Below are 23742 nucleotides of genomic sequence, written 5' to 3'. Positions count from 1 at the left end.
TTTTCGAGGCGTCTGCGGTAACTGAAGGATAGTTGCGCGCCATTTGCGTCGTCCAACACTGATTTAGTATCGCGACGATACCTAAGAGGTATTCTTATGGAACTGCGCCACCTGCGCTATTTCGTGGCGGTTGCCGAGGAGTGCAACGTCACCCGGGCCGCCAAACGTCTGCACATTGCGCAGCCGCCGCTGAGCAGGCAGATCCAGCAGCTCGAGGACACGCTCGGCGTGCAGTTGTTCGAGCGCAACTCGCGGCCGCTCAAGCTGACCGAGGCCGGCCGCTTCTTCTATTCGCACGCGATCCAACTGCTCGCGCAAACCTCGGAAGTCGAGGCGATGACTCGCCGGGTCGGCAAGATCGAGCGCAGCCTGTCGGTCGGCTTCGTCGGCTCGACGCTGTACGGCATGCTGCCGAAAATCATCCGGCGCTTTCGCACCGAAAACAGCACGGTCGAACTGAGTCTGCACGAACTGTCGACGATGGATCAGATCAAGGCGCTCAAGGAAGGACGCATCGACGTCGGCTTCGGGCGGATTCGTCACGAAGACCCGAGCATCCGGCGCGTGGTGTTGCGCGAGGAGCGGATGATCGTCGCGCTGCCGGGCGGCCATCCGCTGATCGACGCGAAGCCGGTGCTGTCGCTGCATGACCTCACGAGCGAAACGCTAATCATCTTTCCGAAAGCGCCGCGCCCGAGTTACGCCGACCAGGTGCTGGCCGCGTTTCATGATCGCGCGTTGAAACCGCATCGACTCTACGAGACTCGCGAACTGCAGATCGCACTCGGTCTCGTCGCGGCGGGCGAAGGCATATCGATCGTGCCGGCGAGCGTGTATGGACTGCAGCGCGGCGACATCGCGTACAAAGACCTCGACGATCAGAATCTCGTTTCACCGATCATCATGAGCACGCGCATGCTCGACGAGTCCGCCGATATCACGCGGCTGCGAAACCTGATCTACGCGCTGTACGACGACGAGCAGATGACTTATCTGCCGCCTTCGCATCAGTAGCGCCAACACCCTTCCTTATCTCACGCGCGATGTCCCGGCACCGCCGGAATCGCGCGTTCCTGCCGTTCCCTACACCCGCGGAAACTGCTGTAACGAAGTTGTATGGACAAGATACCCTCTGACGGCTAAAACCATTGCCCCAGAGAAAAATCTCCAGCCAGGGCGAGTCCCCCGTAACTCTGCCTGAATACCATATATATCAATGATTTCAAGGGTTTTCATACGATTGGAAAGCAACCCTCATAAGCACTAACCCCGATTGTTCCTCAACACTTGTTCGGGATAATTTGTCTATACAACATCGCGGGCCGGACATATCCTGACCCCAGTTCGCGAGGCAAGACCCTCGGCACCCGAGATTCCACGTCAGGATTCGCGCTCCTTTAACAAGGACACTCCCATGCTTTTTCAAGGCTTCGGTCCGATGCTTCTCGCGGGCACGTGGGTAACCATCAAGCTCGCGGTGCTGTCGCTTGCGGCGTCGTTTGTGCTGGGCCTCATCGGCGCTGCCGCGAAGCTCTCGACCAACCGCGTCGTCTCGCGCATCGGCACGCTGTACACGACCCTGATCCGCGCCGTGCCCGACCTCGTGCTGATGCTGCTGCTCTTCTACAGCATCCAGATCTGGCTCAATGATCTGACCGACATGTTCAGCATGGAGCAGATCGACATCGATCCGTTTCTCGCCGGCGTCATCACACTGGGTTTCATTTACGGCGCGTACTTCACCGAGACTTTCCGCGGCGCGTTTCTCGCCGTGCCGCGCGGGCAGCTCGAAGCGGGCTTCGCGTACGGCATGAGCGCGCGGCGCGTGTTCACGCGCATCCTGTTCCCGCAGATGATGCGCTTCGCGCTACCCGGCATCGGCAATAACTGGCAGGTGCTCGTGAAGGCCACTGCGCTCGTGTCGATCATCGGTCTCGCCGATGTGGTCAAGGCATCGCAGGACGCCGGCAAGAGCACGCAGTCGTTTTTCTTCTTCACGCTCGCGACCGGGGCGATCTACCTCGCCATTACCACCGTGTCGAATCTGATCTTGAACCGCCTCGAGAAGCGCTACTCGATCGGCGTACGGAGGGCCGTGCTGTGATCGAACTGATTCGTCAATATTGGCAGAACTATCTTTTCACCGACGGCTTCAACTACACCGGCCTCGCCATCACGCTGTGGCTGCTCGTCGCCTCGATCGTGCTGGGTTTTACGCTTGCCGTGCCGCTTGCCATCGCGCGCGCCTCGCGCAACCGCTACATTTCCGGACCCGTCTGGCTTTACACCTATATCTTTCGCGGAACACCGCTGTACGTTCAGTTGCTGCTGATCTACACGGGGCTCTACAGCCTGCATTTCATCCATTCGCACGACCTGCTCAACAGCTTCTTTCGCAATGCGATGAACTGCACGCTGCTCGCGTTCGCGCTGAACGAGTGCGCGTACGCCACCGAGATCTTCGCCGGCTCGATCAGGGAAACCTCGCACGGCGAAATCGAGGCAGCGCAGGCTTACGGCATGTCGAAATTCAAGCTGTATACGCGCATCATTCTGCCTTCCGCGCTGCGGCGCGCGCTGCCCTCGTACAGCAACGAGGTCATCCTGATGCTGCACGCGACGACGCTCGCATTCACGGCGACGGTGCCCGACATCCTGAAGGTGGCGCGCGACGTCAACTCCGCCACCTACGCGACCTTCCAGGCGTACGGCATCGCGGCCATCCTCTATGCGCTGATCGTCTTCGCGCTGATCTGGGGCTTCCGCAAATTGGAAATACGTTTGCTGGCTTACCTTAAGCCGCAAGGGCATTGAACCGCGGCGCGTTCGCGTCATGATGGAGCATAAGAGCATGTACAAGCTGACAGTCGACGACCTGCACAAGAAGTTCGGCGAAAACGAAGTGCTGAAAGGCGTATCGCTCAAGGCCAAGGCAGGCGACGTCATTAGCCTCATCGGGTCGAGCGGCTCCGGGAAAAGCACGTTCCTGAGGTGCATCAATTTTCTCGAATCGCCGTGCTCCGGGCGCATCACGCTCAATGGCGAAGAAGTTCGCACGAGCGCCGATCGCAACGGCTCGCTGCGCGTGAGTAATCCGAAGCAGCTCCAGACGATGCGCACGCGTCTTTCGATGGTGTTCCAGCATTTCAATCTGTGGGCACATATGACCGTGCTCGAGAACGTCATCGAAGCGCCGATCAGCGTGCTTGGCTTGAGCCGCAGCGAAGCGGAAGCGCGCGCCCGCAAGTACCTGACCAAAGTCGGACTACCCGCCAACACGGAACAGAAATATCCGTCGCATCTGTCGGGCGGTCAGCAGCAGCGCGTTGCGATTGCACGCGCACTCGCCATGGAGCCCGAAGTCATGCTGTTCGACGAGCCGACTTCAGCGCTCGACCCCGAACTGGTAGGCGAAGTGTTGCGCGTGATGCAGGCGCTCGCCGAGGAGGGCCGTACGATGATCGTCGTCACGCATGAAATGGGCTTCGCGCGCAACGTGTCGAATCACGTCGTGTTCCTGCACAAGGGGAAGATCGAGGAGCAAGGGCACCCGCATGAGGTACTGACGAATCCGCGCAGCGAGCGGTTGCAGCAGTTCCTGGCGGGAAGGTTGAAGTAGGTGCGCGTCGAGCCGAATGAGGTCCCGTGATTATGCGGCGCGCAGCGCGGTAATCATGGCGTGCGCAGCGCTTGCCGATCAGCAGGCAGGCTCGCGCGACAACCCCATGACCGCCTGCAGAATCGCCGCGCGCGCCTGACCGAGAATCAGCCCTCTCCAGACATCGTCCTCGCAATAGAAGCCCGCGCGGATGTCAGCTCGAATCGTGCTGAGATACTGGGCGTCGGCGTCGGGATGCTGGCGCACCCACGCATCGGCGCGCAACCTGTGCAGCATGTCGACGAGCGGGACCGTGCCGTATTCGATCGCGATCGCCGTCGTGCGTGCATGCGTGCAGGTGCGGCGCAGCGTATCGAGCACCGGCCCCGCGACATTGGCCGCGACCGAGGTGCCGTCGAGCGGACTCGTCACGTCGGCACCCCACCACGCGCGGGCGCGCTGCAACTCATCGGCGCCGAGCTGGCCCACGCAGATTTTCTCGCCGTGCCCATAGGGACCGAGCCCGGTATGGAAATCGATCCAGCCGATGCTCTCGCACGCCGCGCCGTATTTCTCCAGCAATGTCTGCAACAGGCGCGTGCTCCACACCGTGCGCGCACCGCCGAAGAACATGCCGTCGGCGTGCTGGTATTGGCCGATCGTCAGCGCCCGCTGATAAGCCGGTTCGCCACGTTCGGCGATATACGCCGCAATGGCCGCGGCGTTCTCCGCGGATGGCGGCCACTCGGCAGGCACGAGCAACGCGTGCAGATCGCCGTACGCGGGATTGACCGGCAACGGCTGCGAGAAATCGATGCTGTTGCGATTCAGATCGACGTTGTCCTCGTTCGTGCGGCTCAGATGCGAAAAGCCATACGGATTGATCGCGTGGACCACGAGGATCGCCACGTCGAGCTTCTCGAGCAGCGCGTGCAGTGGCCGGTCGTGCAACAACGCGATCTGCGCCGCCGAACCGCAAAAACCCTCGACGCCGTGCGTGCCCGAAGTCAACACCAGCAGACGGCGCGCCGTCTTTGGACCGAGGCGCACGACGTCGGTGGCAAGCTCCTCGCCTTCGAGGCCGCGCTGCGCCGGTATCACATGGCTTTCGACGTGCGCCGCCAGATTCGCAGCGCAGCGCAGATACAACTGCCGCGCGTTCAGATAGGACGGCGCGAAATACGACGATGGATTCATTGAATCTCCGGGCAAACAAGAGTCCGTCAATACCGCGACTGGCTGGCGTTTGGCTGGCCTTGGGCTGATCTTAAGCCGGTGTCAGGAACGACTCAGTCAGACGCACCCAGTAGGTCGAGCCGAGCGAGAGCACGTCGTCGTTGAAATCGTAGCTCGTGTTGTGCAGCATGCAAGGCCCGAGACCATGACCGTGGTCGCGATGCTCGCCGTTACCGTTGCCGATGTACGCATAGCAGCCCGGTTTTTCGAGCAGCATGAACGAGAAGTCTTCGGCGCCCATCGTCGGATCGATATTGGTTTCGACGTGCTCATTGCCGACGATTTCCTGCATGACGCCAAGCGCGAAATGCGTTTCCTTCTCCGTGTTGACGGTCGGCGGATAGTTGCGGCGGAACGAGAATTCGACGCTGCAGCCGTAAGCGAGCGCGGTCGCTTCCGCGAGCTGCTTCATGCGGCTTTCGATCAGATCCAGCACCTCCACCGAAAACGTGCGCACGGTGCCGGCGAGCGTCGCCGTATCGGGAATCACATTGACTGCTTCGCCCGCGTTGATCTGCGTGATCGAGAGCACGGCCGCGTCGATCGGCCGCTTGTTGCGCGTCATGATGCTTTGCAGGCCCGTGCCGATCTGCATTGCGGTGAACACCGGGTCGATACCGTTGTGCGGAATCGCCGCGTGCGCGCCGACGCCCTTCACCGTGATGCGGAATTCGTTGCTCGACGCCTGGGTCGCACCGACGCGTGCGCCGAATTCGCCGGCGGGCATACCCGGCCAGTTGTGCAGCGCAAACACCGCATCGACCGGAAAACGCTCGAAGAGACCGTCTTCGATCATCGCCTTCGCGCCGCCGCCACCCTCCTCGGCTGGCTGGAAAATGAACACGACGGTGCCGTCGAAATTGCGGTGCTGCGACAGATACTGCGCCGCGCCGAGCAGCATCGCGGTATGGCCGTCATGTCCGCACGCGTGCATCTTGCCCGGGTGCTGCGACGCATGCTCGAACGTGTTGAGCTCCTGAATCGGCAGCGCGTCCATGTCGGCGCGCAGGCCGATCGCCTTACGGCTCGAACCGTTGCGCAGCACGCCGACGACACCGGTCTTGCCAAGCCCGCGCGTGACTTCGATACCCCACGATTCGAGCTGCTGCGCGACGACGTCCGCGGTGCGATGCTCTTCGTAGCACAGTTCGGGATGCGCGTGAATGTCGCGGCGAATCGACTGGATGCCGGTGTTGGCGTGAGCAATTTCGGGGATGATTTTCATGTCGGGTCCTTGTTTTACAGTGTTTTTTCTCAACGGCCGCCCGCCTGCTGTATCCGACGCGTGTGCCGCGCGCCGATGCCGATGACCGGGTTCGGGTATCTTCGGGTATCGGAAGTGACGGGTTATATCGAGGCTTGCTATCGTGGCTTACATCAGCGGTTGTTTCAAGGTAAACGAATTTCTCGGATTCAACTCGATGGAAAGAATCGCGGAACGAGTGCGTCAGGGAATCGGCGTGGCCGCGACGGCGGCGATCGCGCGGCCGTTGAAGCAGGTGATTTGAGGCGGACTCGCCCCCGCCTTTAACAGCAGGGGGTTTGAAGTTGAAGTTTGACGCTCATAACTTGCCGGCTTGACCGTTAGTTGCATTTGAGTGCCTGCCGCAATCCCGAGAGATCATCCAGACACCCCACTATTGGCCGTTATACTGCCCCCACTTCCTCAACGTCTTTCAGTCAAGGGCGATTACTCGGACCATGAAAGCAACGGACCTGGAACAGCGCATCCTCAAACAATCGCTGCTTTGCACCGTGATGATCGCGGGATTCGGTATCGCGGTCGGCATTCTCAGCAGCTCCGTGTCGATCATCTTCGACGGCATGTTCTCCGCGCTCGACGCCGCGATGTGCAGCCTGTCTCTGCTCGTCACGCGCCTGCTTCGCCAGGAGACCAGCCGGCGCTTTCAGCACGGCTTCTGGCATATCGAACCGCTCGTGCTCGTGTTCAACGGCAGTCTGCTGTCGGTCCTGTGCTTTTATGCGTTCATCAACGCGGTCAAAGGCATCCTCGAAGGCGGACATGAACTGGAGTTCGGCTGGGGCATCTTCTACGCGGTACTGGTCGCCGCTTTCTGCTTCTTCATGTTCTTGCGCGAGCGGCGCGCGAATCGCGTGATCGAGTCCGAGCTGATCGGGCTCGACGTCAAGAGCTGGCTGATGTCGGCGTGCATCAGTTCGGCGCTGCTGCTCGCTTTCTCGATTGCGTGGCTGCTCGAGCGCGTCGGCCACGGCCATCTCACGCCGTACATCGACCCAGGTGTGCTCGCCGTCCTGACACTGGTTCTGATACCGATACCGATCGGCACCGTAATCGGCGCAATCAAGGAAGTACTGTTGATCACCCCGGAGGATCTGGAGCGCGAGTTGCGCGAACTGATGCAGCAACTCACCTCGGACTACGGCTTCGTGTCCCACTCGCACTACGCGACGCGCGTGGGTCGCGGCCTTTTCGTCGAGGTTCATGTCGTGCTGCCCGAGGCGATGGAGCACGTGGGTGTGCGTCAGCTCGATCAGATTCGCGACAGGATTTCGCGCGCGATCGGCGAGTCCGGTCCCGACCGCTGGCTGACGGTGGCGTTTACGCGTGATCCGCGGTGGTTGTGAGGGGTTTTTGGTGTCGCCGGTCGCGCCCGCAGCGGGGTATCAATACGCGCGGGTATTCGCATCGGCCGGCGGACTCTGAGCGTATTCATGCTGAGACGCGAGTGCTCGGGCGGACGCAATCGACCCGGAGGAGACGGCGGAATTTCCCCAGAGCGGACGCTCGCCTCTTTCCTTTTGGTTGAGGGATATTGGGAGTAGCAAGATGATTATCGCGTCGATCTTTTAGTGCGATATCACTGCCTCAGATGCCGTGACCGGAGCGGGCGCACCTGATGGTCCGCGCGCAAGGCCAACAAAGACTTTGAGCCAGAACAGGTCTCTTGCATTCCGTACGCAGAGCGCCTGAAGCTGCTGCACGTCACTAGCCTGTGCCGCAGGAATTGCTTTAATCTCAATGGCAGGACATGGTGGCCGCGCTTCCATTGCTGGCTTAAGAAGCGGATTCTCATCCAACATGGTGAACGCTGACCGGCTTAACTGATCTGCTTCCTTCGTCGAGAAATGCACTGGCGAATACTTGGCCATGATCTTGGTAGCCCAATCTCTGATCGCTACGTCCTCGGGCTGACGTGGAGAGCGCAAAATCTGTACAGCGGTTTGTACAAGGTCTCGCTGGATGCCAGACTCCGTGGTCGATTTCTGTGCGCTTGCAGCGATACCTGCTGCAAGCGTTTGGGAATTCATATTTGCATCTGCAGCTGAACGTTGCGCGACCAATCCTATAAACGCAACCGCAATTGGTGTAAAGAGTAGTGCGAGTATCTGTGCGATTTTGTAGATACGTGGAAGGAGCTGGTCCAACCTTTCCGCGATGGCTTTTCCTTTCATCCTTTGTAACGCCTATTTAGCTTTCAGCCTTCTATTCTATTACGCGTAACGCTTTGGTACGTAGCCGTACAGGACCATCGCGCAGCCACTTCGCCATTCGTCGATCGAGCGCGGCTCAGCAGTAGTGAAGAGCTTTGCGGTCGTATGACGGGTGACTGGATAAACAGTATCCTGAGATTACGTGAGATATTGTCAATAAATGACAAAAATGATCTTTTTCTTTCCTTATACATCGATTTTTCGAGTACCGCTTCGTGTTCCCACCGGCGAATGCGCCGGTAAGGAGCCGGCGTGCACAGGTTTCTGAGCGGACAATGCGGACAGGCACTGCTCCAGTAGGTCCGAAGTTTCAGCAAATTGGCGCTTTCAAACGAGGTGTATCTGTATATCGCACGTTGACCCGCCGGACACAGGTACTGGTCATCTCTCGCGATGTAAATGAAGTCGGCCCGGTCGAACCGCCCGTCAGCCTTTGCACCGGAGGTTTGGCTTTTTGGCACCAATGCCGCAATATCCTCGTCGTCGCACGCCTTGATCTCCGGTGCGCTGAAATAGCCACGGTCCGCCAGTGCCTTGATTCTCTTCTTGCCCATCGCATCACGCGCTGCTTTGGCCATCGGGCTCAATTGCGTCCGGTCGCTTCCGACGTTCGTGACTTCGTGGGTGACGATGAGATGGTGTCGGGTATCGACGGCTACCTGAACGTTGTAGCCAACCACGCCCGTACCCTTGGCTTGCGAGATCATCGAGCGTGAGTCGGGATCGGTCAAACAGGTTGATTCAGTCCAGGTGATCGGGCGAGTTTTTACACACCCTCGGCCGATCCCGACTTCATGTCGAACTTCCGTAGCCGCCCCCTTACTGACATACGGTTCCGATTTCTTTGTGACTGTTCCACTGGCAGAGAGCGGACATTCACCACCTTCAGCAGGTCGTCTTCAAAAGGATGATCACCTCGCAGCTTCGAACAAGGCGACAAGGTGCTCCTGCATCGCTTTTCGGCACTCCAGGAAACCGTTCATTATTTCCATAACGCTGGAGAAGCTCGCGTAGGTGTGCGGGTCGTTGAACTGTTTGGTATTCCCCTTGACCAGCGAGAGATTCCAAGAGGGCTCCGTGGTGTCGAGCGCCAGATAGAACGCGCCAACGTGCGCGATGAAGTTGCGCGCGCTTGCCAACCGGTTAAACCACCTGGCGTCGATGCCGCGCGCGTCCATCCACGAATTGGTCATCGCGATGCGCCGCTTGTCCGCGAATGCGTTGGCCAACGTGAGGACGCGCTAATTGGAAGCAGGCGACGGTGCGGAAGCAGCACTCGCTGCAGCGGCAGGTGCGCGCTTGTGCGGGGCATGGTGCGGTTTGCCACGCGGATGTTCATTCCTGTACAACACATCCGCAGTTTGTTTCTGATCGTCCGACAGCGCAGCGTACAAGGCGCTAAACGCAGTTGACAACTTCTGCATATTTTCCGCATGCAGTTGAGCTAATGCGGCATAAGATTTCATCGAGTCATCCGCGCTCATCGAGTGAAGCTTCTGTGCGCGCTCATGAAAAGCCTGATCGGCCGCTTTTGCGTTGTCGCGCATGGTCTGGGCGAAGGCATCCCATTGCTGCGACTGCTGGTCAGTGATCTTCAGTTCAGCATGCAATTCGTCGATCCGCTGTTCCACAGCATCCTGATGCTTCTGTGCGTGAGAGGAAGCGCGAGCGGCTGGCGACTTTGCGGCCGCACTGCTCGCGGGCGTCTGCGCCCAGGCCGACGCGCTTGCAAAGGCAAACGTCAATAACGCAGGCACAAATACTTTACGAACGGAGTTTTTCATGTATGGATGCTCGGTTTGAATGATCGGGGCTGGCGACGGCTGCAAGAGATGTACATCGTACAACGCTAACCGACGGCCAGATCGGATCTGGTGATTGGGCGATCAATAACCAGGAGGATAGTTGTTCGGGTAGTAAGCGACTCCCGGCGGCGGGGGCGGCGGGGGTGAGGAATACACCACCGGTGGCGGCGGTTGCAAGGCACTTGTAACCGCTGCGCCCGCGACCGCGCCCAACAACGCTCCGACGATCAGGCCGCCGCCACCTCCACCTCCACCACCGTGGTAATCACCGTGATAGCCGCCGCCGTGATAGCCACCACCATGGGGCGGCGGCCGTCCGTGGCCACCGCCTCCATGCGAGCGATGTTGCGCCTGTGCCGGCAGCGCGGCCATCGCCATCAGAATGGCCATGGCCGCCACTGCGGCCCGTCGGCGTGACGGGCTTTGAGACATTTGAACCATGAATCGTGCCTCCTTCCATTCAGTTTTCACATGCGTAAGACCTGCCGGGAACCTGACTAGTGTAACCCCTTGCACATCTCCGGCTCCGCACTTCGCGCCTGGGCAATGCACAAGCTGCCGGGCGCATGGTCCCGAAAGCAACTCTACGACCATACTGGATGCTGGATCGGCAGGGTCGCGAAAGGCGCGTGCGCGTCACCGGCGCGACGTCGATGAATTAGGCGGTCAGAGCGCGCCGTCCTCCTGGTCGATCGACAATACGCAGTGGATCGCATCGTGTTCGGGCGATCCATCTCTCAGATGTAGGGCGTACGGATTCCGATCCAGGAGCCGATAAGTGGCGTGCATTCCGGACCACATTTGGTCCGGCGCAGCCTTGACCAGCATCAGGGTGGCGAATTCATGAGGACCTAGCATCCCGGTCTTCACTCCGCGGTTTCCTCGATCGAGGCTTATTCGACGCCTGCCAGCACGCGCAGGGGCACACTCACGGTCCCGCAGCGATGGCAGGCATCGAAACAACCCTTCGAAATTCCCGCTTTGAACATTTGTGCGCTTCCACACATTGCCCATATACTTTCATTTGCATATCTGAAATATTACCAATAAATAACATAAACAAACGTAATTCCGCCGAATTTGCAAGCCTCTTCAGGCGGGCGACGGAGTTTTGCATTTAACGACACCTTTCTGCCATCGCCATTTTTACGTTCCGATTGACCATGTAGCTGTCTTCGCCTCGATGGCCACTGTGTCCTATTTCGTAACTCCTTTTCCTTCGATAGGAGCGTTGAGATGAAACAAGTTCGGTCACGATCGTACGTACAAGGGCGGTTGATCGCCGTCACTCCAGTTGGCCCGGTCTACAAAGGTTCTGGCGACATAGCTGTGCTTCCCGTCTCCGTGGGCCTGGCGTTGATCCAGGAACTTGCCTTGCGGGCGCAGAACGGGGACGCAAAAGTTGTATCTTCGCTTGCGAGTCGGGTCAGCGGAGAACAGGCGCTCGCCACCTGGGCACACGTCTGTGGCTGTGCGGTGTCGCATCTTGGCGCTCTTGTTCCTCAAGCACGATTGGTGTTTTTGCGAAGCATTTTTGCCTATGCTCGCCGACAAGGAAACGCAAATGGTATCGAACCCGTATTGACGGCTGCGATCAATGGCGCCTGGCCATGGCTAGGCACGGCTGGTGAGTCCGTCCTTCGATATGCGAACCAATTCCTAAGAGACTCCAAATTCGCCTCAACAGTCGAAATTCCCGTTCTGGACCCCATAAATCGCACGATGTCCGTTTTTCGTCCGGGTGACTTAGGACGATTAGATCCAACCGATTGGATGTCTTGGCAAAAGATATCGACGCTTGGGGCAAACGCAAACCGTGGGTCATGGGATGGAACGGGCACAGCGGGCGGACTTGGCGGTTTAGGAGTACCCGGCCGGCGTGGCGGACTTGACTTCACTCAGTGGGGTGGTCCCGACCTGAGCGGTAGCGGCGATCCCGGCCTGGGTGGCTTGACCGGTTTAGGAGTGCCCGGTGGACGCGGCGGCCCCGACCTCTCTGCGTGGGGTGGCCCGGATCTTAGCGGCGGGGGGCAGCCAAGCCTTGGAGGGTTAAGTGGCCTCGGTGTTCCTGGTAACAAAAGTGGCATCGACTTCTCGGCGTGGGGTGGTCCCAATCTAGGCGAGGCAAACGATTTGGGACTTGGCGGCTTGAGCGGTATCGGTGTTCCGGGAGGAGGGCTGGATCTTACAAACATAGGCGGCAACGGCGGACCTTACGGATTTGGATCTGCGCTGGGTCTTGGTGGCGCAGCAACACCCCTCGATGCCGAAAAGACGGCCGGGGCAAACGAAAAGACCAAAGGTCAAATCGAGATTGCTGCTGGGCTCGCGATCGGGCTCGCTGGCGTAGGACTCTCTGCAAGTGCACCGCCCGTGGGATGGGCACTCGCGTTTGTCGGTGGAGTTATCGCTGGGAAAGGTATCGCAGACTTCGAATCGGGAAGCAAAAGGGAAGAGAACGCCGCGCTCCAGATGCCGGGGGCACCAGCGCCGGCCCCGCAAACTCCGACTACTCCGGCACCGACTCCGGAGCCGGCACCGGAGCCCGAGCCCGACGAGAATGGAAACAAGCCGAAGCCCGAGGGCGCGAAGACCGGGGATCTGTATCCCGATCCCGACGGCACCGGTGGCGGAAACCCAACGCAACTCCCTGACTTTGACGGTCATGGCGGCAACCCGACAACACTATGGGACGAAGGTCACGGCGGGAACCCGACAACGATCTGGGATGAAAATGGCGGTGGCGAGAATCCAGTCACGATTTGGGATGGTGACGGCGGCGGTGTGACGCCAACGACTATCGCAAGGATCGAGAGAGTGACCATGCTGGGTGGCTTGGGTCTATTCGGCGACGTATCGCAGATAGGGGCGCAAACATATATCGTTCGACCGTGAGTAGTGCAGAATTCTTGCGAGGCCGCATATTTTCTATCCCGGATGCCAAGCCGAGCCTTCGAGCGCGAGGCCAATGCAACGTAGGTATGTGGCCACCGAGACTTCAGTTAAAGCTCTCTATTCAACTCACGACTCCAACAGAAGGCGAATACGCTGGGAGAGTGTTCGCCCCCACTCAACAACTTCTCTGCCGATGTCGTTCGCTGCCCGGCAAATGCGGCAGCAGGCGGTTTGACTGCTGCGCTGTCCAGACCGCAAAGGCCTCGATGACCGCCTGTCGCGGATGATGGCTCATCGAGACAAGGTAAAAGCCGTATCCTGGCAGCGACAATGGATGCGCCTTGACGAGCGCTCCACACTCCAACTCCTGGCTCACCACGACGTCGCTGCAGATCGCAATCCCCTGCCCCGCGACCACGGCGTCGATGGCGTGCAGTTCCTCCCGAAAGCTAAGTGCCCACGTCTTTTCGGTTACCGTCAGACCAGGGTCGATCATGCCCGCGGTCGCCAGCCATTGTTGCCAGGTCGGGGCCTGCGGATCGCGGTTCATCCAGTCGAAATGGATCAAGGGAAATCGCAACAGATCCGACGCACGCTCGATCGCGCGGCCATCCCTCGCAAGCAACGCCGGGCTGCAGACCGGGAAAAACGCATCGCGGCAAATCTCCTGTGCGACAAATCCGGCCGGCATGGTTCGAGCGTAGCGGATCGCCACGTCAGCGTCGCCCGATCGCAGGTCGACGATCGCATCGGTGCCAATGATCTCCAGCGGGATGTCGGGGTACCTATCCCGCCGTTCTGGCAGGCGCGGAATCAGCCATCGGCTCGCAAACGCGTTGGGGCTTGTCACGCGCAGCGGAACCTGACCGCCTGATGGCCCGACCGAGGCCATTGCAGCCACAAGGGCATCGAAACCATTGCGCAACGCCGGATATAACCTGGCCCCCGCGCTCGTGAGCACCAGAGGCCGCGGATGCCGCTGAAACAGATCGTGCCCGCAGATCTCCTCCAGCAACCGGATCTGGTGGCTGATGGCCGTGGGTGTCACATTGAGTTCCACGGCGGCAGCCTTGAAACTGCCAAGCCGGGCAGCAGCCTCGAAGGCCTGGAGAGATCGCAAGGGTGGCAGCTTTCTCATCGACGTAGATGAGCTTTCCTCATCTGGCAGCTGAGTTCTTTGATTTTGCCATGCGACAGCGGCGTATGACACGATATTCCCAAGGGGATGGGACTGACTGTTCCCAAACCGGGAAAAGTGGAGATAAGTCGATGACGGCGCATCAATCAGGCAATAGCCCCAGTGGTGAACCCGCCCGGCTGATATCAGATGTTGAGCTGCTTCGGCGCAAACTGCGCGGTGATGTCATCCTCCCGGTCGATCCTGGATACGACGAGGCGCGCAGGGTCTGGAACGGCGCAATCGACAGGCGGCCAGCGATGATCGTCTTTTGTGCCGATGCACACGATGTCATCGAGGCAGTGACGTTCGCCCGATCCGCGAACCATCTTGTAGCAGTCCGTAGCGGCGGTCACAACGTAGCAGGCCTGTCAGTTTGCGACGGCGCGATCGTGATCGATCTGTCGCGTATGAAACGCATTGCTGTGGACCCTGTGCGTCGCGTGGCCCGCGCCGAGTCCGGTCTGAGCCTGGGCGAGTTCGACGCCGCCACACAGGCCCATGGACTGGCTACGACAATGGGAGTCAATAGCGACACCGGCATCGCCGGGCTGACCTTGGGCGGCGGCTTCGGCAAGCTCGGGCGAAAACACGGTCTGGCCTGTGACAACCTCCTTGCCGCGGATATTGTGCTGGCGGATGGCCGCTTTCTCAAGGCGAGCGCTGACGAAAATGCCGACCTGTTCTGGGGATTGCGGGGCGGCGGCGGCAACTTCGGCATTGTCACCGCATTCGAATATCGACTTCACCCGGTGGGACCGACGGTTCTGGTGTGCTCGGCGCTTCACCCCTATGACCGCGCACGCGACGCGATGCGATTCTATTACGGCTTTTCCGCCAACGCCCCGGACGAACTGAGCGTAGACGCGGCCCTCGTGACGGCGCCGTCCGGCGAGCGCCTGTTCAGCATCTCGGCTTGCCACTGCGGTGAGGTCGAGGCGGGTGAGCGCGCCGTCCAACCACTCCTGGAACATGGCACACCAGTAGAGCGCGAGATGGCAACGGTTCCTTACCTTCAGCTCCAGTCACGCGGTGACAGCCTCTTCCCCCGGGGACGCCGGTATTACTGGAAGGCACAGTTTCTCCGAGACCTCACCGACTCAGCAATCGACACCCTGCTCGGCGCCTATGCGCACACGCCGACAGCTGCGTCACTCCTCGTGTTGCAGCATGTCGGAGGTGCCATCGCACGGGTTCCTGCATCCGCAACGCCCTATGCCAACCGCGATGCGAACTATGACTGCTTTCCTATTTCGATCTGGGACGATCCATCTGACGACGATGCCGCGATCCAGTGGGCACGCGAAGTGTGGAATGCGATCAAGCCCTTCTCGACCGGAGGCGTCTACGTGAACAACCTCGGCGACGAGGGCGAAGACCGTGTCCGGGCAGCCTACGGCGAAAACTATCTTCGCTTGACCGGACTCAAGAATAAATATGACCCGACCAATCTGTTCCGGCTGAACCAGAATATCCGACCTGATGCAACTGTCTAGCGCCGCGCTTGACCGTCGCCTCATTGCGGATCACGTGGCCTTTGTATCCCGTCTGCGTCCCGCATTCCCTCACTGGATTCAAGGTGCCCTGCTTCGACGCGTCGCCCCGGTAGGCTATTGTCGAGGGAACAACGAGTCTCACTATCCCTTGCGGGCCGAGCCAATAACTGGCGCGACTTCACGTCGCACGCGTACGAAATCCGAATCCTTTGTTGAGCGCCATTTCAGCCCGCGCTTAATGAGATCCTTCCTGTTCAGGAGGTGACAATCCGTCCTTCGCAGATTCGTCTAACCTTTCAAATTACTTGCAATTTTATAACAACCGGGCTTTAATGAGACTGTAGGCATTCCTGATTTTTTAGGCACCCAATCCCTTTGAAACCATAGCCGTGTCCTTCATCCCGAACTCTTTCCTCGCGCCCTTCCCTCTTCCTGGCCAGACCGGAAGAGGCATCCGTTGGCGCAGGAAGACAGCGATGGTGAGACGCACCCGGAGCCGCAGTGACTCTGCGGACAGGTCAGCACTTCTTTTTGCCCGGCTCTTCGCATAACACCACACAGTAGAGCGAAGACCGGGCTTCCAACCTCAGCTAGCCGCCCACGACCATCCACGGTCGCTCCTTAAGGACGCCCGTGACCGGACGTGCTGCATGCACATGCGTGGGCGTATGACGCATTCCACCGTATCCCCTTCGCGCTGCAGATGTGCGGCTGTTTGCCATGTGTCTGAAACGCCACGGGGGCCTATGCGAGCAACCGGGAAAATCATGGGAACGCAAACGAATCGCTCAAACGCGCCGCTGCAACCTGGTGCGACACCCGTTATTCCTGTCACGGGTCGGTCTGCTGATGGGCAGGCCATCATTTTGCAGACGGGGCGCACTGACCCGCTGATCTGTTGTGCCGATCACGAAGGCTATCGTCTGAATGCCTGTGCCAGGCCGACGAATAACGAGCTGTATGCGGCCGACCTGGTGATTGGGCGGCCAGGATTTCCATCACGTCATTTTCGCGCGCTGGACTACTTCTACGACGCCGGGCAGGCCCTGCGTTATGCGACCAGATGGGGAAGGATCTGGGTCAACCATCAGCTGAAAAAAACCGCAGGCAGCGCCAGTCGTCTGGACGATCGCGCGCGGCAGTCCTGATGCCACACCCGATAACAGAGGAATTTCGTTATGCAGACGATATCAAGATACCGGAGTGAGAGAACATTACGCTTCGTGGTTCGGGATCCGGCCGCTCCGGCGGCAGCGCTCCTGTACTGGCTGGGAATACCCGAACCGTCACAGGAGGTGAGTTTCAGTGAAGTCACCCTGCGTTTCAGCCCCCTGATACAGGTCGTTTTCGCGGATGAGCGTCCAGGCGCGTTCGTCAACTACGAGGTCGTACGCGAAGTTGTCCAGTCCGGCGTGATGGACCGTCTCATCTTTTTCGATGATTCGTGGCTGGACGTATGGAATGACAGCAATTGCGCGGACATCTGTAACTTGTATTCCTGTCGGAGACACACATGTCATTTGCCAGAATCTCTTCATCCGGGACGGTGAAAACACATGTCGAGGTCCCGCCGATCCTCTCGGAACCCGATATGGATCGCCTCAAGGCATGTGTGCTCCTGCCAACGGCGTAGTGGGACGCGCAGTTCAGGCAGGCAGGGCGCTGGCCGAGAACGCCACGAAGCGCGCGATCGAACAGCAGGACCGGGCCACAAAGCGCTACCCACGGCACCTGATATCCCCACCGGATGGATGGTGGCCATTTATGCAGGAATCCTTTCCATTCAGGCAACCTGATGGTGCATATCAGGTCGGACGAGGCCCCGGCGACGCAGCCGGTATCCGGCATGGAAGGCTGGTCTTTTTCTGCTCGAAGGAGGCGATGATGGACGAAATCTGGATCACCATGGTGATGGGTTCGGCGGTGCTGCTGATTGCAGCCATTTTCGTGGCCGGTCACTACCGGCGTGAACACCGGCGTGCACGATTGCTGCGGCAGCTGGATCACGCCCGCGGTTGGCACAGGTCCCCGTGCCGACGGTCGGTACGACGAGCACAAATAGGACAGGCGCACCACGACAATCCGAATCAGGCTACCGGACGATGAGCACTTACGATCACTCCGCACAGGAACTGGAGCATATCCGCGCGATGATTGCATTCCTCGATCACGTACTTCAGGACAACCATAACAGGCAGGTGACGCCGGTAATGTCGCCTGACTACTGGCGCACACGGATCGAAGCTCTGCTGGCCGAACGCCTGTCGCCCACTCTGGAGCAACAGGCCCACACGCTGCTGGAACGGCTGGGCGCACTGGGTACGCAGCGCGGACGCGGCCGGCACGTCACGCAACATCCGCAAGGATTCGCTGAACTGGGAATTCGAGGAAGCCAGATTCCAGCGACGTGACCATTCAGCGATTGGGCTTATCTCGCCGCAATGCGTTGTCACGCGATCTGCTGAACCCATTGACTCCGCCAATCCGGCGCTTCAAAGGGATCCGAAAAATACTGGGTCTCGTGAACGACCTTGCCGTTGCGGAACTCCATAATGCTTACCGTGAAAGCCGGTCGCCCGTTATAGGTGATGGAGTACTCCGTGATCCATAGATTACCTTCTCCTTGGATTCGCCTGACATCGAAACCTGCTGGCTTGCCTGGATGATGACTCCGCAGTGCCTGCAAATTCATTCGCCCGAGGATTCGTTCACCTGACTGGGGATAGTCACAAATGGCATCGTCATCGTAAATATCGTGTTCTGCATCGAGATCGCCGGCCGCCGACGCTTGCCAGTGCGCATTCAGGGCTTCACGTATTTTCTCTTCGTGCATGAGGTGCCTCCCGATACGGTCTACGTTCATCGATTGCGTGCGTCGTGGAATAAACCCGGGGCGGCCCGCCGCATGCGGACCGACCATGCGGTTCAGTTTGCGCAGGCCTTCAACCGCTACACGGACACGGCCTCTTCCTGCACTTTATTCCTCAGTAGATTGCCTCGCGTCCGGCTGCAGATTTTTCTCGCGAAAATACTTCGTAAGGAGTCTGACGCCGAGCATTCACACCCCGATGCTCTAATACCCGTGCTGCGAAGCCTGCGCACCGCATGGGCGTCAGTACTGCATGCGGATCAGGCAATCCCTGCGCCCCCGGCTCCGCGGTCATCCCGGCAACACAAATCCAACCAGGAGCCGAATATGCAATGGCGTCACATAGCACTTGGTTCGCTCAGCGTCGCAGTATTCGCATCGACAGTAGCATGGAGTGCGGCTGACGACCATGACAAGAACCGGCCGAACGATGTTCACACGGCCACTCCGATCAAGCATCTGGTCGTGATCTTTGGTGAGAACGTCTCGTTCGACCATTACTTCGCGACCTATCCGCATGCGACCAACCCGTCTGGCGAGCCCGCATTCAAGGCACAGCCCGGCACGCCCGAAGTGAACGGTCTTTCGGGTCCGCTGTTCACCAGCAACCCGAACTTCACGAATCCGGCCAATGGTGCAGGCGCGTCCAATCCGTTCCGGCTGGACCGTACGCAGGCGGCCACCTCCGACCAGAACCACGCCTATACAGCTGAGCAGCAAGCGTACGACAACGGCAAGGCCGACCTCTTCCCGAAGTACACGGGTCAGGGCACGAGCGGCGGGGCCGGTGCTTTTGGCACGACGGGCCAGGTGATGGGCTATTTCGACGGCAACACGGTCACCGCGCTGTGGAACTACGCGCAGCGCTTCGCGATGAGCGACAACGCCTATACGCCGACGTACGGACCATCGACGCCGGGTGCCCTCGAAGTGGTCTCGGGGCAAACCAACGGAATGAAGACTGTACTGACGACGAAGCAGCCGTCGACCGCTGGTTCGTACTATGTGAACGACGGCCAGGGCGGCTTCACGATGATCAATGACGTCGACCCGGGCAATGACCTCTGCTCGAGCACGACCGATACGGCAATGATGACCGGCAAGAACATCGGCGACCTGCTGAACGCGCGCAACATCTCGTGGGGCGGCTTCATGGGCGGCTTTAACCTCGCGACGACGAACAGCAACGGCACGACCGGCTGCAAGCGCAGCACGACCTCGACGGTCGTCGGCGCGGCCACGGCCGACTATATCCCGCACCACAACTGGTTCCAGTACTACGCGTCGACGTCAAATCCGCAGCATTTGCGCCCGGGCTCGATCGCGGCGATTGGACACAGCGTGGGGAAGGACGGGAACCCGGACCCGGCCAATCACCAGTATGACACCGACGACTTCTTCCATGCCGTGAAGGCAGGCAATTTCCCGGCCGTCAGCTTCCTCAAGGCCCCGGCCTTCGAGGATGGTCACGCGGGTTATTCGGATCCGCTCGACGAGCAGGCTTTCGTCACGAAGGTCGTCAACTTCCTGCAGGATCAGAAGGAGTGGGACGACACCGCCGTTGTCGTGACGTGGGATGATTCCGATGGCTGGTACGACCACGCCTACGCATTGCCGACCAGTGCATCGTTCGACACGGTTGCCGACCAGCTGAATGGCCCCGGAACCTGCGGCACGGGTTCGGCCCCCAATGGCTTGAACGGCAAACCGGTAAACGGCCGCTGCGGTCCGGGCACGCGGATCCCGTTTGTTGTGATCTCGCCGTGGGCGAAGGAGAACTACGTCGACCATACGCAGATCGACCAGGCGTCGGTGGTGCGCTTCATCGAAGACAACTGGCTTGATGGGAAGCGAATTGGCGGCGGTTCGTTCGATGCGACAGCGGGCAGCATAATGGGCATGTTCGATTTCGACCGTCGCGGCAGAGGCCATGATGACCGTAAGCTCTTCATCGACCCGGTAACGGGTCTGGCGCTCGACAAGGCGCCGCACGCCTGATGGCACAGCTCGGCTGACCATCGAGGCGTTTCGGGAGTGCGCCCCTGCGCGGCTGAACTGGCAGCGTGGGGGTGCCTCTTCATTGGGTCGCCCGTTCCACCAGGAACCTTTATTCCACATCGCCAGCGTTCCAGCTGGGCGGCAACCCGGTCGTGCGCTTCCGACGTTCAGCGCGTACACCTATGTCTGGCTCCCGTCGCGCCTCGTTTGTGACTTGGACAGGCAGGAGCAGCTTTGAACTGGCAATGATCAGCACAACGCCCAGCGAAACACTATCTAGCGCCAGCTCCGCAAGCGTGGGTCCGTAACTGGCCCTGACAGCTCTGTCATACCCCTGTCGAGCCAGCCTGGCTCGATTTCTCATTTGACGTCCAGAGTTTTCACCATGAGCATTCCCGCGCAATCTGAACCTTCTGCAGGCGGCCAGCCAGGCCCTGGCGCCACACGGCGGGCTGAGCGCCGCTGGCTTCTGCCGGCTAGTGCCGCTGTCCTGCTCGGCCTCGCCGCGGTGGCGGCCTATGCCGTTAGTTATCCGGAGCGTATGCCGGACAGCGTCGGACAGATGGTGGAAGACCTGACGGGCGCCAACCCTCATCCGGTGCATCTGGTTCGACCGCCCGAGGCGCCACTTAGCGCCGTCGCAACGCTCGGCAGACAACTCTTCAATGACCCTTCCTTTTCTGCCTCCGGGAAGCAGTCATGTGCCACATGTCACAGCGCGGAGCACGCGTACGGACCGCCTAACGACCTCTCCGTTCAAATCGGAGGCGCCCATATGGACCAGATAGGTTACCGGCCACCGCCCTCGTTGACCTACCTGTATCGCCAGGCACCCTTCAGCATTGGCCCCGATCAGGGGGACGTCGATACCGCAGTGAATCTGAATGATGCCGCGGCCGCCGCTCAGGGCACACAGCGTGCGAACAAGACCGCCGGTGCCACCCCAGCCGCGCCGGCGATGGTGCCACAGGGCGGTCTGTTCTGGGACGGCCGCGCCGATTCGCTGCAACGGCAAGCACTGGGACCGATGCTCAATCCTGTGGAGATGGCCAACAGCAGCATCGACGAGGTCGCGGCCAAGCTCGAAAAGTCCAGATATGCGCAGACATTGAAGCAGCTGTTCGGCTCGAACCTTTTTGACAATCACGAACTCGCTGTCTCCGAGGCAATGTTTGCCATCGGCCGCTATGAGTTCGAAGACAAGTCGTTCCACGAGTTCACAAGCAAATACGACTACTGGCTGGAAGGGAAAGTGCGCCTCAGTCGTGCGGAACTTCGCGGGCTGCGCCTTTTCAATGACCCGGCCAAGGCCAACTGCGCGGGTTGCCACCTGAGTCAGCCAACCAGGGATGGTCTCCCGCCAGTCTTCACGGATACACAGTACGAGGCGCTCGGCGTGCCGCGCAATCCGGCGCTGCCGGTCAACAAGGATCCCGGATTCTACGATCTTGGTGTCTGCGGTCCCTTCCGCACTGACCTCTCGCAGCAGACGCAGTATTGCGCGATGTTCCTCACGCCGACGCTTCGCAATGCAGCGACGCGCCATGTGTTCTTTCACAATGGCGTCTACCACGACCTGAAGCAGGTGATGGACTTCTACAACCTGCGTAACACGAATCCGGACAGGATCTATCCAAAGGATGCGTCGGGCAAGGTGCAGAAGTACAACGACATACCCGCGAAGTACCAGGCGAATGTTGACGTCGCGGACGCGCCGTTCGACCGCCAACCCGGTGACAAGCCCGCGATGACCGATCGGGATATCCAGGACATCATCGCTTTCATCGGAACGCTGAACGACGGATACAAGCCCACCTCCAGATAATTGCCCGGGTCTACGGCATCTTGGGGCGTTGAGGTCTGCGCGCGCCGCGCGGAGAGCTCCTGATACACGAAGATGCAGTCAGTCGACCCAACTCATCGTGGAGACGGCGAAATCCGCCACCTGAAACGGTTGCCTTGTCGGGCTACTAGAAGCAAGCCGTCATCAGCGATGCTTTTTTGCAGTCCTCTTAGCGCCTGCCGGCTTCGCTTACCTACGACACTTCGTGCCAGCGATGGCCAGTTTCAAAGGTCAAACGGTCATCACGCAACAATATCCCTCTAATGAGTACGAGACACCGGGCGTATTCCAGCTTTATGTAATAGCCGCCCTTCGCCCCGCCAACTACCATCAAAAAACTGGCTCTATAAACCTCTCCTGGTTGCGGTATCAGAGGCAGTTCTTTTCGCCACGACGGGCACGAAAATGAACAAGCCCACGGCTCTTTTACAGAGGCTCTAGCCACGACCAACAGGAAATTCGCGCCGGCGCGCGATCGAGGGTGGCAGCTATCGAGTCACCGTTTCTCTGACCCGAACCGTACTGTGGCTGTTTTCGCTCGGCATCTTCGACAGGGACTATGCCCAGGCAACCGCCGGATCTTCCGACGAGCACGCCTACGTCGCCCCCGATCTGTTCACGGCAGAGACGCCGCTGGGCACATATCAGGGCATGACCGACCAGGTGGTCTTGTCGAAGACTCCCGGGGCCTTCAGGACGGTGCACGTGCCTCGGGGTTCGAGCAAGCCCGAATGGTTGGCGCGGTGAAGGTGCCCGATCTGCACTTCCGCGAAATCAGACAGGGGCGCGACGGCGTTACCGTTGATATTGGTCAGTTCCCCGCAGGCAAAAGACGCCATTCCGTCTCCGCCGTCTCTGATTGCGACTGAAACGGCGGAGGCGCTGCACACCCATGGGCAGCGCGCCAAGGGAGGAGAGCCGTTGGTTCGTCTCTTTGGCTACACTCTTGCCTTGGCGGTGTCGCAATTTTGGGCGACGTTCCTTGTGGTACCCGGGTCAAGTGATGCCCGTACATACCGTCCGAATCCGCAATCAGTAGTGTGCGATCGGGACAGCATCAAAGCGTCTTCCGCATAGGCTTGTCTCGCCGCTCAATGCCGAGAGATTCGATTCAGCGTTGCAGATATTCTTTGCGACGCGCGTGGGCGCAAGAAAATGAAGGTGCTGCCAGACTTCCGAAAACATTTGGAATGAAGGAGCCTCGGAATCCAAGGTTTCTATGACACGAACTGAGTCTATCCAAGATTAACTCTATACGCCGATAGTCTGAAAAGCAGAGCACTAGCGGCTTTGGGAAACACGCCCCCCTGCCGGCCTGCGACTGCGCTTGCGAACGGCAGCTTCGTCCGCC

Annotated in this window: 21 protein-coding genes and 1 pseudogene; 12 read left to right on the top strand and 10 right to left on the bottom strand. The window is 59.6% G+C overall.

Translation table 11 applies throughout. From position 1 onward, the window contains the following. Window positions 1-96: 96 nt before the first annotated feature. From B9Z01_RS19050 to B9Z01_RS19035, 4 genes are all read left to right on the top strand, one after another. On the top strand, window positions 97-1014 hold the full coding sequence (locus B9Z01_RS19050) for a LysR family transcriptional regulator (RefSeq protein ID WP_085485825.1): 918 nt from the start codon (window positions 97-99) through the stop codon (window positions 1012-1014). Between the two features lie 400 nt (window positions 1015-1414). Continuing rightward, window positions 1415-2104, top strand: a complete 690-nt coding sequence (locus tag B9Z01_RS19045) for an ABC transporter permease (RefSeq protein ID WP_085485823.1) — start codon at window positions 1415-1417, stop codon at window positions 2102-2104. Next, on the top strand, window positions 2101-2814 hold the full coding sequence (locus B9Z01_RS19040) for an ABC transporter permease (protein WP_085485821.1): 714 nt from the start codon (window positions 2101-2103) through the stop codon (window positions 2812-2814). The genes B9Z01_RS19045 and B9Z01_RS19040 overlap by 4 nt, the downstream gene beginning before the upstream one ends. Window positions 2815-2851: 37 nt before the next feature. Next, window positions 2852-3619, top strand: coding sequence for an ABC transporter ATP-binding protein (locus tag B9Z01_RS19035; RefSeq protein WP_085485819.1), 768 nt, complete (start codon window positions 2852-2854; stop codon window positions 3617-3619). A 78-nt stretch (window positions 3620-3697) separates the two neighbouring features. Here B9Z01_RS19035 and B9Z01_RS19030 read toward each other — a convergent pair whose 3' ends face one another. Then, window positions 3698-4795, bottom strand: a complete 1098-nt coding sequence (locus tag B9Z01_RS19030; protein ID WP_085485817.1) for a M14 family metallopeptidase — start codon at window positions 4793-4795, stop codon at window positions 3698-3700. A gap of 70 nt (window positions 4796-4865) precedes the next feature. After that, window positions 4866-6059, bottom strand: a complete 1194-nt coding sequence (locus B9Z01_RS19025) for a M20 aminoacylase family protein (RefSeq protein ID WP_085485815.1) — start codon at window positions 6057-6059, stop codon at window positions 4866-4868. A 476-nt stretch (window positions 6060-6535) separates the two neighbouring features. Between B9Z01_RS19025 and B9Z01_RS19020 the strand changes: the two genes are divergently transcribed. Next, window positions 6536-7441, top strand: coding sequence for a cation diffusion facilitator family transporter (locus B9Z01_RS19020; protein ID WP_085485813.1), 906 nt, complete (start codon window positions 6536-6538; stop codon window positions 7439-7441). A gap of 222 nt (window positions 7442-7663) precedes the next feature. Here the strand turns inward: B9Z01_RS19020 and B9Z01_RS19015 are convergent, their stop codons facing one another. From B9Z01_RS19015 to B9Z01_RS34965, 5 genes and pseudogenes are all read right to left on the bottom strand, one after another. After that, the gene (locus B9Z01_RS19015; protein ID WP_085485811.1) at window positions 7664-8269 is read right to left on the bottom strand and encodes a hypothetical protein; all 606 of its coding nucleotides are present in this window, start codon (window positions 8267-8269) and stop codon (window positions 7664-7666) included. A gap of 239 nt (window positions 8270-8508) precedes the next feature. Further along, a pseudogene (locus tag B9Z01_RS19010) lies at window positions 8509-9039 on the bottom strand (transposase); the annotation flags it as partial. A 180-nt stretch (window positions 9040-9219) separates the two neighbouring features. After that, window positions 9220-9537: a hypothetical protein gene (locus B9Z01_RS19005; RefSeq protein WP_143808991.1), complete on the bottom strand. Its 318-nt coding sequence runs from the start codon at window positions 9535-9537 to the stop codon at window positions 9220-9222. 12 nt (window positions 9538-9549) lie between these two features. Continuing rightward, a complete protein-coding gene (locus tag B9Z01_RS19000; protein WP_085485807.1) occupies window positions 9550-10092 on the bottom strand; it encodes a Spy/CpxP family protein refolding chaperone in 543 nt (180 codons plus the stop codon). Window positions 10093-11041: 949 nt separating this feature from the next. Beyond that, window positions 11042-11230 (bottom strand): hypothetical protein, encoded by a 189-nt coding sequence (locus B9Z01_RS34965; protein ID WP_143808990.1) that lies wholly within the window; start codon window positions 11228-11230, stop codon window positions 11042-11044. 119 nt (window positions 11231-11349) lie between these two features. Here B9Z01_RS34965 and B9Z01_RS34960 point away from each other — a divergent pair, with 119 nt between their 5' ends. Next, window positions 11350-13008 carry a hypothetical protein gene (locus tag B9Z01_RS34960; protein ID WP_143808989.1) on the top strand — a complete coding sequence of 553 codons (1659 nt, stop codon included), beginning with the start codon at window positions 11350-11352 and terminating at the stop codon, window positions 13006-13008. A 175-nt stretch (window positions 13009-13183) separates the two neighbouring features. Here B9Z01_RS34960 and B9Z01_RS18985 read toward each other — a convergent pair whose 3' ends face one another. Beyond that, window positions 13184-14128 carry a LysR substrate-binding domain-containing protein gene (locus tag B9Z01_RS18985; RefSeq protein ID WP_244196078.1) on the bottom strand — a complete coding sequence of 315 codons (945 nt, stop codon included), beginning with the start codon at window positions 14126-14128 and terminating at the stop codon, window positions 13184-13186. 149 nt (window positions 14129-14277) lie between these two features. Here B9Z01_RS18985 and B9Z01_RS18980 point away from each other — a divergent pair, with 149 nt between their 5' ends. The 4 genes from B9Z01_RS18980 to B9Z01_RS18960 all read left to right on the top strand — a co-directional run bounded on the left by B9Z01_RS18980 (window position 14278) and on the right by B9Z01_RS18960 (window position 18092). Further along, complete coding sequence (locus tag B9Z01_RS18980; protein ID WP_085485799.1) at window positions 14278-15681, top strand: FAD-binding oxidoreductase; 1404 nt, start codon at window positions 14278-14280, stop codon at window positions 15679-15681. Window positions 15682-16448: 767 nt separating this feature from the next. Then, window positions 16449-16829, top strand: coding sequence for a hypothetical protein (locus tag B9Z01_RS18975; protein WP_143808988.1), 381 nt, complete (start codon window positions 16449-16451; stop codon window positions 16827-16829). A gap of 736 nt (window positions 16830-17565) precedes the next feature. Next, the gene (locus tag B9Z01_RS35885; RefSeq protein ID WP_085486491.1) at window positions 17566-17787 is read left to right on the top strand and encodes a hypothetical protein; all 222 of its coding nucleotides are present in this window, start codon (window positions 17566-17568) and stop codon (window positions 17785-17787) included. After that, window positions 17784-18092, top strand: coding sequence for a hypothetical protein (locus tag B9Z01_RS18960; RefSeq protein WP_085485795.1), 309 nt, complete (start codon window positions 17784-17786; stop codon window positions 18090-18092). The genes B9Z01_RS35885 and B9Z01_RS18960 overlap by 4 nt, the downstream gene beginning before the upstream one ends. Window positions 18093-18130: 38 nt before the next feature. On the opposite strand, the gene B9Z01_RS18955 is transcribed toward B9Z01_RS18960, so the two are convergent. Then, complete coding sequence (locus B9Z01_RS18955; RefSeq protein ID WP_085486489.1) at window positions 18131-18514, bottom strand: nuclear transport factor 2 family protein; 384 nt, start codon at window positions 18512-18514, stop codon at window positions 18131-18133. Window positions 18515-18877: 363 nt separating this feature from the next. On the opposite strand from B9Z01_RS18955, the gene B9Z01_RS18950 reads away from it, so the two are divergent. Beyond that, window positions 18878-20548: a phospholipase C gene (locus tag B9Z01_RS18950; protein WP_085485793.1), complete on the top strand. Its 1671-nt coding sequence runs from the start codon at window positions 18878-18880 to the stop codon at window positions 20546-20548. A 385-nt stretch (window positions 20549-20933) separates the two neighbouring features. After that, window positions 20934-22373 carry a cytochrome-c peroxidase gene (locus B9Z01_RS18945; RefSeq protein WP_085485791.1) on the top strand — a complete coding sequence of 480 codons (1440 nt, stop codon included), beginning with the start codon at window positions 20934-20936 and terminating at the stop codon, window positions 22371-22373. 662 nt (window positions 22374-23035) lie between these two features. Here B9Z01_RS18945 and B9Z01_RS35615 read toward each other — a convergent pair. Further along, window positions 23036-23230 (bottom strand): hypothetical protein, encoded by a 195-nt coding sequence (locus B9Z01_RS35615; RefSeq protein ID WP_167387517.1) that lies wholly within the window; start codon window positions 23228-23230, stop codon window positions 23036-23038. Window positions 23231-23742 lie beyond the last annotated feature (512 nt).

It is taken from the genome of Paraburkholderia susongensis, assembly GCF_900177725.1.
GTDB classification, from domain to species: Bacteria; Pseudomonadota; Gammaproteobacteria; order Burkholderiales; family Burkholderiaceae; genus Paraburkholderia; species Paraburkholderia susongensis.
This window is presented reverse-complemented; position numbering and strand designations above follow the sequence as displayed.

What these genes read in the sequence shown, in the direction of transcription:
- B9Z01_RS19050 (WP_085485825.1), top strand. Translation starts at nt 97, where the DNA reads ATGGAACTGCGCCACCTGCGCTATTTCGTGGCGGTTGCCGAGGAGTGC.
- B9Z01_RS19045 (WP_085485823.1), top strand. Translation starts at nt 1,415, where the DNA reads ATGCTTTTTCAAGGCTTCGGTCCGATGCTTCTCGCGGGCACGTGGGTA.
- B9Z01_RS19035 (WP_085485819.1), top strand. Translation starts at nt 2,852, where the DNA reads ATGTACAAGCTGACAGTCGACGACCTGCACAAGAAGTTCGGCGAAAAC.
- B9Z01_RS19030 (WP_085485817.1), bottom strand. Translation starts at nt 4,795, where the DNA reads ATGAATCCATCGTCGTATTTCGCGCCGTCCTATCTGAACGCGCGGCAG.
- B9Z01_RS19025 (WP_085485815.1), bottom strand. Translation starts at nt 6,059, where the DNA reads ATGAAAATCATCCCCGAAATTGCTCACGCCAACACCGGCATCCAGTCG.
- B9Z01_RS19020 (WP_085485813.1), top strand. Translation starts at nt 6,536, where the DNA reads ATGAAAGCAACGGACCTGGAACAGCGCATCCTCAAACAATCGCTGCTT.
- B9Z01_RS19015 (WP_085485811.1), bottom strand. Translation starts at nt 8,269, where the DNA reads ATGAAAGGAAAAGCCATCGCGGAAAGGTTGGACCAGCTCCTTCCACGT.
- B9Z01_RS19000 (WP_085485807.1), bottom strand. Translation starts at nt 10,092, where the DNA reads ATGAAAAACTCCGTTCGTAAAGTATTTGTGCCTGCGTTATTGACGTTT.
- B9Z01_RS34965 (WP_143808990.1), bottom strand. Translation starts at nt 11,230, where the DNA reads ATGCAAAACTCCGTCGCCCGCCTGAAGAGGCTTGCAAATTCGGCGGAA.
- B9Z01_RS34960 (WP_143808989.1), top strand. Translation starts at nt 11,350, where the DNA reads ATGAAACAAGTTCGGTCACGATCGTACGTACAAGGGCGGTTGATCGCC.
- B9Z01_RS18980 (WP_085485799.1), top strand. Translation starts at nt 14,278, where the DNA reads ATGACGGCGCATCAATCAGGCAATAGCCCCAGTGGTGAACCCGCCCGG.
- B9Z01_RS18975 (WP_143808988.1), top strand. Translation starts at nt 16,449, where the DNA reads ATGGGAACGCAAACGAATCGCTCAAACGCGCCGCTGCAACCTGGTGCG.
- B9Z01_RS35885 (WP_085486491.1), top strand. Translation starts at nt 17,566, where the DNA reads ATGGACGAAATCTGGATCACCATGGTGATGGGTTCGGCGGTGCTGCTG.
- B9Z01_RS18960 (WP_085485795.1), top strand. Translation starts at nt 17,784, where the DNA reads ATGAGCACTTACGATCACTCCGCACAGGAACTGGAGCATATCCGCGCG.
- B9Z01_RS18955 (WP_085486489.1), bottom strand. Translation starts at nt 18,514, where the DNA reads ATGCACGAAGAGAAAATACGTGAAGCCCTGAATGCGCACTGGCAAGCG.
- B9Z01_RS18950 (WP_085485793.1), top strand. Translation starts at nt 18,878, where the DNA reads ATGCAATGGCGTCACATAGCACTTGGTTCGCTCAGCGTCGCAGTATTC.
- B9Z01_RS18945 (WP_085485791.1), top strand. Translation starts at nt 20,934, where the DNA reads ATGAGCATTCCCGCGCAATCTGAACCTTCTGCAGGCGGCCAGCCAGGC.
- B9Z01_RS35615 (WP_167387517.1), bottom strand. Translation starts at nt 23,230, where the DNA reads ATGGCGTCTTTTGCCTGCGGGGAACTGACCAATATCAACGGTAACGCC.